This window comes from Stutzerimonas stutzeri KOS6 (assembly GCF_000307775.2).
Classification (GTDB): domain Bacteria; phylum Pseudomonadota; class Gammaproteobacteria; order Pseudomonadales; family Pseudomonadaceae; genus Stutzerimonas; species Stutzerimonas stutzeri_B.
This window is the reverse complement of sequence record NZ_KK020676.1, coordinates 1,989,768-2,000,755: the sequence shown is the minus strand read 5'-3', so window position 1 is coordinate 2,000,755 and position 10,988 is coordinate 1,989,768. Positions and strand designations below refer to the sequence as shown.

Below are 10,988 nucleotides of genomic sequence, written 5' to 3'. Positions count from 1 at the left end.
CGAGACGGTGTGTGAGGCAATTTTGCGGAAGATGGGCATCGGCTGACATCGCATAGCTTCAGACCCGTCAGACCGGCTCGCCCGGCAAAAAATTCGCTCCGGCCTAACGCACCGCTTCCAGGCGCCGTGGCGCCGGGTGGAAAAAGATGTGTTCCACCACCGGCCCGACCGCAATCTGGCCGATCTCCTCATAGCCCTGACGCTGATAGAAATTCAGGTAACGCGGGTTACCGGTATCGACCACCAGCCCCTGGGACGTTTCGTCCTCGGCGCACCATTGGTGTACGGCCTCCAGCAGCTGCTCGCCATAATGCTGCCCTTGAAAACGCGGATGCACGCCCATCAAGGGCAGCAGATGCACCGCACCGGTGGGCACGCAGGCAAGCACCGCAACGTGATAATCCAGATAGCGCCGCGTGCAGCGAAACCCGGCCGTCAGCAGCATCCGCGCCCGCCAGGCCCAGCTTTCGGTGATATCCAGGCGGCGTTGTGGCGGTGCAATCAGCGCGACGGCAATCAGCCGGTCATCCAGCAGCAGACCCAGCGCCGGCTGCTGCTGGAGGAAATGCTGGTTCACCAACTCGCGCACCGTGGCCCGTACGCGCCGCTGGTAGCCCGGACGGTCGGCCTCGAACAGATAGGCGAAGGTGGGCTCGTGACGGTAGGCGTGATACAGCAGCGAGCGGGCTTCGCGGTCGTAACCGCTATCGAGCATGCGAACCTCGGCAGACATCGGCATGGCGACTCCGGTTGTTCTGAAGGATGATTGCAACTTAGCAGCGCTTGCTACGCCCTGCCACGCCAGCGGACCAGGGACGCGCACGGCAACTGCGACCGGAAGCCGTTCCCACCTGGCACGAGCGAGCTGGTATCACTAGAATCACGGCCTTTCGCCCGCCCTGAGCAAAGCGCCCACTCGCTGCGCAGCTCAAGCATCCAGCAGGCAACTTACGGACTACTTATGAAGATCGTTTCATTCAATATCAATGGGTTACGCGCCCGACCTCATCAACTTTCCACGATCATCGACAAGTACCAGCCCGATGTCATCGGCCTGCAGGAAACCAAGGTCGCCGACGAGCAGTTCCCGCAGGCAGAAATCGAGGCGCTCGGCTATCACGTGCATTACCACGGGCAGAAAGGCCACTATGGCGTCGCCCTGCTCTCGCGCCAGGCCCCGCTCGAGATACACAAGGGCTTTCCCAATGATGGCGAGGAGTCACAGAAACGCTTCATCTGGGGCCGCTTTGCCGATGCCGATGGCCAATCGGTAACCGTCATGAACGGCTACTTCCCGCAGGGCGAAAGCCGGGCGCATCCGCTGAAATTTCCCGCCAAGACCAAGTTCTATGCCGACCTGCTGGCATTGCTCGAACAGCGATTCAAGCCGGACGAAGCATTGGCGCTGATGGGCGATTTCAACATTTCGCCACAGGATTGCGACATCGGTATCGGTGAAGTCAATGCCAAGCGCTGGCTGCGCACCGGCAAGTGCAGCTTCCTGCCGGAAGAGCGCGAGTGGCTTGAGCGACTCAAGAACTGGGGGCTGCAGGACAGCTTCCGCACCCTCAACCCTGAGGTCGCGGACCGTTTCAGCTGGTTCGACTATCGCAGCCGCGGCTTCGAGGACGAGCCACGCCGCGGCCTGCGCATCGATTACATCCTGACCACGGCAGCGCTGCACGAGCGGGTCACCGGCTGTGGCATCGATTACGACATCCGTGCGATGGACAAGCCCTCGGATCACTGTCCGGTATGGATCGAAGTGCGCTGACCGCGACTCTGGCACAGTTCCGGCAACGCCCGGCCCGCTGTCATTTGTCAGTAACCGAATCGTCTTAATCTCGCGACCTTCTACAAGGAGGTCGCAAGATGACGCCACGTATCGCTGGACGGTTCCGGACCCGGCTGTTGCCCCTGCTATTGATCATGCTCGGTGGTGGACTCTCGGAGACCAGCATCGCTGCCTTGCCGATCCCCACTGACGGGTCGGCGGCGCTGAGCATCAACGGTTCCAATACCGTGGGCGCCAAGCTGGCGCCGATGCTCATCGCCGGCCTGTTCGAAGCCGAGGGCCTTCGAGAGGTCGGCATCCACCCGACCAATGTGGAGAATGAGCAGCGCATCAGCGCGCGCACGGCGGATGGCAGGCCGGTGCATGCGACAGTCGCCGCGCATGGTACCGGAACCGGTTTCGCCGGCCTGAAGAACGGCCAGGGCGATCTTGCCGCTGCCTCCCGGCCGATCAAGGCCAGCGAGCGCGCCGAGCTGAGCGAACTGGGCGACATGCGCAGCGCCGGCGCAGAGCAGGTCGTGGCCATCGACGGCCTTGCCATCGTGGTGCATCCGGGCAATCCGCTGACCTCCCTGAGCACCGCCCAGCTGGCTGCACTGTTCGCAGGCGAAATTCGCAACTGGCGTGAACTGGGCGGGCCAGACCTGCCCGTCCGGCTGCACGCACGCGATGATCGCTCCGGCACCTACGACACCTTCAACGAACTGGTGCTGGCGCGCCAGGGCAAGACGCTCTGGACTGGGGCGAGACGCTACGAATCGAACGACGAATTGTCCCGCGCGGTCACCCTGGACGCCGGTGCCATCGGCTTCACCGGCCTTGCTTCGCTGGGCAAGGCCAAGGCCCTGGCCATAGCCGACGGCGAATCCCAGCCCATGCTGCCCCACCGCGCGCTGATTGCGACCGAAGACTACCCGCTGTCGCGCCGGCTGTTCCTCTATGCAAATCCGACCACACAGTCCGACTGGACGCGGGCCCTCATCGACTTCACTCACAGTGACGCCGGACAGCGCATCGTCGAGCAATCCGGTTATGTGGCCCAGCACATCGAGGCGATTCGCCAGACGGCGCAGGCCGACATGCCTGCCTTCTACCAGCAGCTGGCGAACGAGGCCGAACGACTGACGGTGAATTTCCGCTTCGAGGAAGGCAGCGCCCAGCTGGACAACAAGGCCCAGCGCGATCTGGAACGGGTCGCCGCTTACCTGCGCAGTCGCGACAAACTCACCGGCAGCGCGGTACTGGTCGGCTTCGGCGATGCGAAAAGCGATCCCTCGCGCACCGCGCTGCTGTCCAAGCTGCGCGCGATGGCAGTCCGTCGCGAATTGAACAGACGCGGTGTCTATCTGAAGGAAATCAAGGGAATGGGAGCAGAACTTCCAGTCGCTTCTAACGAAGCGGACCGCGGCCGGGTGAAAAATCGCCGCGTGGAAATCTGGCTCTACTGATCCAGGGCTACCGGCCGGGCAGCCCTGGACCCGGCCCGATCAGCGGCTGCGCAGCATGTCCCGCGGCACGTACTTGCCCAGTTCGTGGCGGGCGATAGCCACGCGATGCACCTCATCCGGGCCATCGGCCAGCCGCAACGTACGCTGCATCGCGTACCAGTGGGCCAGCGGGAAGTCCTCGGAAACGCCTGCGCCGCCGTGGATCTGGATGGCCCGGTCGATAACCTTCAGCGCCACGTTAGGCGCGACCACCTTGATCTGCGCGATCTCGCTGGCGGCGATCTTGTTGCCCACCGTATCCATCATGTAGGCCGCGTTCAGGGTCAGCAGACGCGCCATGTTGATCTCGATGCGGCACTCGGCGATGTGGTCGAAGTTGGCACCCAGGCGCGCCAGCGGCTTGCCGAAGGCGGTGCGGCTGACCGAGCGCTCGCACATCAGCTTGAGGGCGCGTTCGGCGACGCCGATCGAGCGCATGCAGTGGTGAATGCGGCCTGGGCCGAGGCGACCCTGGGCAATCTCGAAGCCGCGGCCTTCGCCAAGGATGACGTTGTCGTACGGCACGCGAACGTTTTCCAGCAGCACCTCGGCATGCCCATGCGGGGCATCGTCGTAGCCAAACACCGGCAGCGCGCGCAACACCTTCACGCCCGGTGCATCCATCGGCACCAGGATCATCGAATGCTGCGCGTGGCGCGGTGCATCGGGATTGGTCAGGCCCATGAAGATCATCACCTTGCAGCGCGGATCGCAGGCACCTGAGGTCCACCATTTACGACCATTGATCACCCACTCGTCGCCCTCACGCACGGCGCGAGCCTGCATGTTCGTCGCGTCCGAGGAGGCCACCGCGGGCTCGGTCATGCCGAAGGCGGAACGGATCTCGCCGCGCAGCAGCGGTTCCAGCCACTCGTTCTTCTGCGCCTCACTGCCATAGCGCACCAGTACCTCCATGTTTCCGGTATCCGGCGCCGAGCAGTTGAAAGCCTCCGGTCCGAGGCCCGAGCTGCCCATGATTTCGGCCAGCGGTGCGTATTCGGTATTGGTCAGGCCGGCGCCCAGTTCCGACTCCGGGAGGAACAGGTTCCACAATCCCTCTGCCCTGGCCTTGGCCTTGAGTTCCTCGACGATGGCGGTCGGCTGCCAGCGATCCCCTTCGGCGACCTGCTGATAGAAGACCTTTTCGGCGGGATAGACGTGAGCGTCCATGAACGCTTGCACACGCTCTCTGAGCTCTTGAACCTTCGGGGAGTAGGCGAAATCCATGGCGACGACCTTCTGCAGGTAATGTTTTGTAGCCAGGATGCTAGTGGACGCTCATTGATCTATCGAAGCTATTTTCCCCGTGTATAAACATTCATAACCGATATATGATCGGCGCATCCGTTATATGCCGGAGAGCACAACAATGAACCTGAACAAGGTCGACCTGAATCTTTTCATCGTTTTCGACGCCATCTACACCGAAGCGAACCTTACGCGTGCCGGGCAGATCGTCGGTATTACCCAACCCGCCGTTTCCAACGCCCTCGCCCGCCTGCGCGAAACCTTCAACGATCCACTGTTCGTGCGCACCGCGCAGGGCATGGTGCCGACCCCAATGGCGCAGAACATCATCGGTCCGGTGCGCAATGCACTGCAGCTGTTGCGGGTGTCGGTGCAGGAAAGCCGCACCTTCAGCCCGGCGCAGGCGAACAAGACCTTCCGCATCAGCATGACCGACCTCACCGAGGCGGTGATGCTGCCGCCGCTGTTCCAGCGCCTGCGCCGTCTGGCGCCAAACGTGAAGATCGAGAGCATGCTGGCCAAGCGCCGCGAAACTACCAAGGAACTGGCTGCCGGTCGCCTGGATTTCGCCATGGACGCACCGCTCAACACCGACCCGCAGGTACGTCACGTCAAGCTGCTGGAAGATCGCTACATCTGCGCCATGCGCCGTGGCCACCCGCTGGCCAAGGACAAGCTGACCCTGGAGCAGTACCTGTCGCTGTCGCACATCCACATTTCCAGCCGCCGCAGCGGCCTGGGCCTGGTGGACCTGGCGTTGGGCAAGATGGGCCTGCAGCGCAAGATCGCCCTGCGCTCACAGCACTATCTGATGGCGACCCAGGTAATCGACCAGACCGACATGGCGGTGACCGTTCCCGAGCGCTTCGCACGCCGCCACAACCTGCACCAGGTCGACCTTCCGGTGGATATCACGCCGCTGGAAACCCACATTTACTGGCATGAAAGCACCGACCAGGACCCGGCCAACCGCTGGATGCGCGAGCAGATGATCGAGATCGCACAACAAGTCACTGCGCAGCAAAGCCAGGTCTGACTCGCTGGCGGGTACCGGACGCCCGCCTCAGGCGCTGTCGCGCATGACCACTTCGAAGCCCACGTCGATACGCCGCTCGGGCGGCTGCTGGCCACGCATCAGGCTCAGCAGCATCTGCGCGGCCAGTTCGCCGATTTCGCCGCGACGGGTGCGTACGGTGCTCAGCGCCGGGTGCATCCAGGCCGCCGCCGGCAGATCGTTGAAACCGGCGATCGCCAGCCGTCCCGGCACGTCCAGCCCCAGCTGACGGGCACGAAACAGCGCGCCGAGGGCCAGATCGTCGTTGTTGAAGAACACAGCGTCGATCTCTGGATGCTGCGCCAGCAGCCGATCGAGCAGCTCCGCGCCCAGCCCGATGGAAGACAGTTGCGGCGTCAGCAGTTCCAGCGTCGGTTCGTAGCGGCCGGCCTGGCGCATCGCCTGGCGGAAGCCTTCGGCGCGCTGCAGGGTCCGAGGGTCGAGCTGCGCCGCGGCGAAGGCGACGTGACGGTAGCCGCGCTCGAGCAAGGTGCGGGTCATGGCCACGCCGGCTTCCAGTTGCGAGAAACCCACGCAATAGTCGTCCGGCCGCTCGCTCAGCTCCATCAGCGTCACCAACGGTGCGCTGTAGTTGGCCAGCACCGCACGCGCGGCGTCGCTGCGCTCGAAACCCGTGATCAGCAGGCCCGCCGGCTGATGGGCCAGATAGGCGCGTAGCAGCCGCTCGTCTTCCTCGGGACGATAGTGGCTGACGCCGATCATCATTTCGTAGCCGGCCGGCATCAGGACGCGCTGGATGGCCTCGACGGTGTCGACGAACACCGCGTTGGACAGCGAAGGGATGATCACCGCCACCAGATTGGAACGCGAGCTGGCCAGGCTGCGCGCCGCCGGGTGCGGTACGTAGCCCAGCGCCTTGACCGCCAGCTCGACGCGCTCACGCAACGCATCCGAAACCAGCTCCGGCTGCGACAGCGCACGGGACGCCGACATCAGTGAGCAGCCGGCGCTACGTGCGACATCCGAGAGGGTTACCCGCTCGGCAGAGCGGCGGCGGCGTGTGGTCATGCGCGTTCCATTGTCAAAAGCGGCGGATTCTAGCAGCGGGCAGGTGCCGCTCGGCTCCTAGCGCGCGGCCTTTTCGACTTCGGCCTGCACCTGGTCGAACAGATCCTGGCCGACGGTATCGATCACCGTCTGGATCGCCGGCTTCGCCTGTTCGCGCATGCGCTGGATTTCCTCAGGGCTGACCTCGTTGATCTGCATGCCACGCTCCTTCAGTGCTGCCAGCGCCTGGCTGGCCTCGCGACGGGTGTCCTCGCGCTCGGCATCGCGGGCCTTCTCCGCGGCGTCCATGATGATGCCCTGCTCGGTTTGCGAAAGGCCGTCCCACCAGCGCTTGGACACCGTGACGATCCAGGGGCTGTAGACGTGATTGGTCACGCTCAGGTACTTCTGCACTTCATAGAACTTGGAGGACAGGATGGTGTTGTAGGGGTTTTCCTGGCCGTCGACCGCCTTGGTTTCCAGCGCGGTGAACAGCTCGGAGAACGGCAGCGGCACTGCGTTGGCGCCCATGCGCTTGAAGGTGTCGATGAACACCGGGTTGGGCATCACGCGCAGCTTGACGCCGTCGAAGTCCTCGAGCCTGTCGATCGGCCGCGCGCTGTTGGTCACGTTGCGAAAGCCGTTCTCCCAGTAGACCAGGCCGACCAGACCCTTTTCCTCGAGCTTGTCCATGACCTGCCGACCTACCGGGCCGTCCAGTACCTGATCGGCCTGGCGCGGATCGCTGAACAGGAACGGCGTATCCCACACCGCCATCTCCTTGCTGATGCCGACCAGCGTCGCGGTCGAGCCGACCATCATTTCCTGCGCGCCACCGATCAGCGCGTTCTGCATCTGGTCGTCGGAACCGAGGCTGGCAGAGGCGAAGGTGCGCACCTTGAGCTTGCCGTCCGAGGCCTTGGCGACTTGCTCGGCCAGCAGCCTGGCCGCCCTGCCCTGGTTGCTGTCTTCGTTGAGCCCGTAGCCGAAGCGGATCATGCGTGGGCGGATGTCGTCCGCCGCCTGAACCTGGCCGACGCTGAGTGTGCTGCCGAGCAAGGCGGCAGCCAGGGTGCCGATGAAGAGTCGTTTCATGATGCGGTACCTTCTTGTTGTTGGACGTTGGGGTTGCAAGCCGGCGTTACCGCAGCCAGGCCAGGGGCACGGTGATGATCGAGGGCACGGCAATGAGCAGCCCGACGATCAGCAGATAGATAAGGAAAAACGGGATGACGCCACGCACCAGGGTTTCCATGCGCAGCCGGCCGATGCCGCCGACCACGTTGAGCACCGTGCCCACCGGTGGCGTGATCAGCCCGATGGAACCGATCAGCACGAACATCACGCCGAAGTACACCGGGTCGATGCCGGCCTTGATCGCGATCGGCGCCAGCACCGGGCCGAGGATCAGGATGGTCGGCGTCAGGTCCAGCACCATGCCGACGGCGATCATCAGCAGCATGATGGCGATCATCAGCAGTTTCGGATCCTGCGCCAGCGGCCCGAGCATCGCCGCGATCTCGTCGGGCAGTTGTGCCAGGGTGATCATGTACGCCGACACGGTTGCGGCGGCGCAGAGGAACATCACCGAAGCCGTGGTGCGGCTGGCACGGGTCAGCACCTCGACCAGCCCGGCCCAGTTCAGCTCGCGATACAGCAGGGTCGAAACGGCCAGGGCATAGACGGCGGCGACCACCGCCGCTTCGGTCGGGGTGAACAGGCCGCCACGCAGCCCGCCAACGATGATCACCGGCAGCATCAGCGCGGCGGCGCCGTCGACCAGCACACGACGGCGCTCGGCGGCGCTGGCCTTTTCCTGTTTCGGTTCGTCGATCCGCCGGGCGATCAGCGTCCAGGCGACGATCAGGCCCATGCCCATGATCAGCCCCGGCACCATGCCGGCGAGAAACAGCTGGCTGATCGACGTGCCGGTCACCACGCCGTAGATCACGAACGGCATGGAGGGCGGAATGATCGGTGCGATGATCCCGCCCGCCGCCACAAGGCCCGACGACGAGTTCAGCGGATAACCGCGCTCGCGCATCATCGGCAGCAGCAGTGTCGCCAGCGCAGCGGTATCGGCCAGGGCCGAGCCGGACATGCTCGCCAGCAGCACCGAAGCGGCGATCGCCACGTAGCCCAGGCCGCCACGCTTGTGACCGAAGTAGGCCTGCGCCATGGCGATGATCCGCCGCGAGATGCCGCCGGCATTCATCAGTTCGCCGGCCAGGATGAAGAACGGCACCGCCAGCAGCGGGAAGCTGTCGGCCCCGGCCTGGAGGTTCTGCGCCAAGAGCTGTACGTCCCAGAAATCCAGGTACCACATCAGCACCGAGCCGGTCAGCAGCAGCGCGAAGGCGATGGGCATGCCGAGCGTCATGAAGCCCAGCAGCGATGAAAGGAAGACGACGACGGTCATACAAGGTCCTCTGGGCAGTGCCCGTATTGTTCTGAATGCGGCGTCGCTTCAGTCCGCGGTGACATTCGCAGCGGCAGTGGCCGATGGCTGATCGCGCCGCCAGACGTTGACCAGTTGCACCAGCGCCAGCGCGACCAGGGCAACCATGCTCGCCGCCACCGGCAACATCGCCAGGCCCAGCGGATAGCCGACCACAGGGCTGTTGATGGTCCAGCCGAACTGCATCTGGTTCCAGCCGCCCCAGGCCGCCAGGCAACTTGCAACCGCCACCAGCAGCCAGCTGAGCGAATCGACCAGACGGCGCAACAGCCGGGGGCAGCGGTCACGCAGCATGGCGAAACTCATCAGTTCGCCGCGGCGCATGCTGGAGGCAACACCGACGAAGACCAGCCAGACGAATGCCAGCCGCGACAACTCCTCGGCGCCGGTCCAGCCGGTGCCGAAGGCATAGCGCAGCACCACGCTGGAGAACACCACGATGACCATGAAGGCCATCAGTGCGGCCATCAGCCAGTCGGTCAGGCGGTCGAGGCGCTGGGCCATGGCGCCGCTGTAGATCGGCTCATTGGTCAGTGGCGGCGCAGTGGTAGCGCTGTCAAACGGACGCGAAGACAGATCGACACGGGTCTCGATAAGCTCGTCCAGATCGGCGCCCTGCATCCATTCGACGATCTGGCGCAAGACGACTTCGCGCGGTTGACTGGCATCCACCGTCAATACGCCGGGTTCGCCCTCGGGTGATTCGAGGGTGGCGAACTGGCTGTCGACCAGCGAGATCGGCATGAAATGCCCTGCCCGGTCGCCAACGCGCCGCACCGCGGTTTCGTAATCGATGGCCAGATGGGCGAAACGCAGCTCCGGGACCGCACTGCGCAGCAATTCCCGGTAGCTGCGCTTGAGCGCCGAGCAGGCCAGCACGAAACCGTTTCCGGCCTCCAGCGTGCGCTGCATTTCACCGATCAGGGCATGCAACCACTCCACGCGGTCGGCGTCGGACAGCGGCGTGCCGGCGCGCATGCGCGCCACGTTCTCGGCCGGGTGAAAGTTGTCCGCTTCGATGTGCGGCAGGCCGAGCGCGTCGGCTACGGCGTGGCTGGTATCGGTCTTGCCGGAACCGCTGACACCCATGATGACCAGGACTGGCTGCGCGGGTACCCGTGAGGGCTGCATTGATGGCATGCGATGAGTCCGTTGTTGTGTTTGTTTCACTCGATGTTAGCGCTATCAGAATTCAACTTAGAACTACCACTCGTCGAACCCCAAAAGACGAAACGGCCAGCTGGACATGGCGTCGCGGTCGACTTCCACGGCAACGGGACTACAATCGCGCCCTTCACGAACGAGGACACCGAGCATGCCCAAAGCCATGGCCCGCCACATTCTGGTCAAGACAGAAGCCGAAGCCGCGCAATTGAAGAAACGCCTGGCCAGCGGCGAGGCCTTCGATGTGCTGGCGCGCAAGTACTCGACCTGCCCATCCGGCAAGAAAGGCGGCGACCTCGGTGAGGTGCGCCCAGGACAGATGGTACGCAGCATCGACCAGGTGATCTTCAAGAAGCCACTGCGCGAAGTTCATGGCCCGGTAAAGAGCCAGTTCGGCTATCACCTGGTGCAGGTGTTCTACCGCGACTGAGGCCAGGCGAAGCGCTCTCGACGCTTCCCGGGAAAGCCATACGCATGGGCTTTCCGGTCCTCGTCGTACTCTCCCGTCCAGCGCCCAGCATAAGCTTGTCAGGCTGTCCTTACGCCGGCCGGTGCAGCTATGCGACAATGCGCGACTGAAGTTCGGTAGCCACCCCGCATTCATCCGGCAGCAGGCGCAAACGCCCACCGTTGTCATTCACCTCAAGAATCGCTGGATCGACCAGCTCCTGTCGGAGCGAGCTGGACCGCTGAGTATTGGTATCGGATCGGTATCAGCCTGATTCACGCAGCCACATGTCATTGATAGGTAAGCCCTTGATCTCCACCGCCAAC

At 64.0% G+C, this 10,988-nt stretch carries 10 protein-coding genes; 4 read left to right on the top strand and 6 right to left on the bottom strand.

Annotated elements, in window-relative coordinates; genetic code table 11:
• Window positions 1-103: 103 nt before the first annotated feature.
• Window positions 104-739 carry a GNAT family N-acetyltransferase gene (locus B597_RS37345; RefSeq protein ID WP_003297582.1) on the bottom strand — a complete coding sequence of 212 codons (636 nt, stop codon included), beginning with the start codon at window positions 737-739 and terminating at the stop codon, window positions 104-106.
• A 222-nt stretch (window positions 740-961) separates the two neighbouring features.
• Here B597_RS37345 and xthA point away from each other — a divergent pair, with 222 nt between their 5' ends.
• Both xthA and B597_RS37335 read left to right on the top strand, forming a co-directional pair.
• On the top strand, window positions 962-1,774 hold the full coding sequence (gene xthA, locus B597_RS37340; RefSeq protein WP_003297581.1) for an exodeoxyribonuclease III: 813 nt from the start codon (window positions 962-964) through the stop codon (window positions 1,772-1,774).
• 98 nt (window positions 1,775-1,872) lie between these two features.
• Window positions 1,873-3,243, top strand: coding sequence for a substrate-binding domain-containing protein (locus B597_RS37335; RefSeq protein WP_003297580.1), 1,371 nt, complete (start codon window positions 1,873-1,875; stop codon window positions 3,241-3,243).
• Window positions 3,244-3,282: 39 nt separating this feature from the next.
• On the opposite strand, the gene B597_RS37330 is transcribed toward B597_RS37335, so the two are convergent.
• The gene (locus B597_RS37330) at window positions 3,283-4,509 is read right to left on the bottom strand and encodes an acyl-CoA dehydrogenase (RefSeq protein WP_003297579.1); all 1,227 of its coding nucleotides are present in this window, start codon (window positions 4,507-4,509) and stop codon (window positions 3,283-3,285) included.
• Between the two features lie 142 nt (window positions 4,510-4,651).
• Between B597_RS37330 and B597_RS37325 the strand changes: the two genes are divergently transcribed.
• Window positions 4,652-5,566: a LysR family transcriptional regulator gene (locus tag B597_RS37325; protein WP_003297578.1), complete on the top strand. Its 915-nt coding sequence runs from the start codon at window positions 4,652-4,654 to the stop codon at window positions 5,564-5,566.
• Between the two features lie 27 nt (window positions 5,567-5,593).
• On the opposite strand, the gene B597_RS37320 is transcribed toward B597_RS37325, so the two are convergent.
• Genes B597_RS37320 through B597_RS37305 form a run of 4 tightly spaced genes read right to left on the bottom strand, consistent with a single transcriptional unit; the run spans window position 5,594 to window position 10,139 of the window.
• Window positions 5,594-6,613: an HTH-type transcriptional regulator GntR gene (locus B597_RS37320; RefSeq protein WP_003297577.1), complete on the bottom strand. Its 1,020-nt coding sequence runs from the start codon at window positions 6,611-6,613 to the stop codon at window positions 5,594-5,596.
• A gap of 57 nt (window positions 6,614-6,670) precedes the next feature.
• Entirely contained in the window at window positions 6,671-7,687 is a 1,017-nt protein-coding gene (locus B597_RS37315) for a TRAP transporter substrate-binding protein (protein ID WP_003297576.1), read from the bottom strand.
• 46 nt (window positions 7,688-7,733) lie between these two features.
• On the bottom strand, window positions 7,734-9,011 hold the full coding sequence (locus B597_RS37310) for a TRAP transporter large permease (RefSeq protein ID WP_003297575.1): 1,278 nt from the start codon (window positions 9,009-9,011) through the stop codon (window positions 7,734-7,736).
• A gap of 48 nt (window positions 9,012-9,059) precedes the next feature.
• On the bottom strand, window positions 9,060-10,139 hold the full coding sequence (locus B597_RS37305; RefSeq protein WP_082321552.1) for a gluconokinase, GntK/IdnK-type: 1,080 nt from the start codon (window positions 10,137-10,139) through the stop codon (window positions 9,060-9,062).
• Window positions 10,140-10,365: 226 nt separating this feature from the next.
• Between B597_RS37305 and B597_RS37300 the strand changes: the two genes are divergently transcribed.
• Window positions 10,366-10,644, top strand: a complete 279-nt coding sequence (locus B597_RS37300; RefSeq protein ID WP_003297572.1) for a peptidylprolyl isomerase — start codon at window positions 10,366-10,368, stop codon at window positions 10,642-10,644.
• Window positions 10,645-10,988 lie beyond the last annotated feature (344 nt).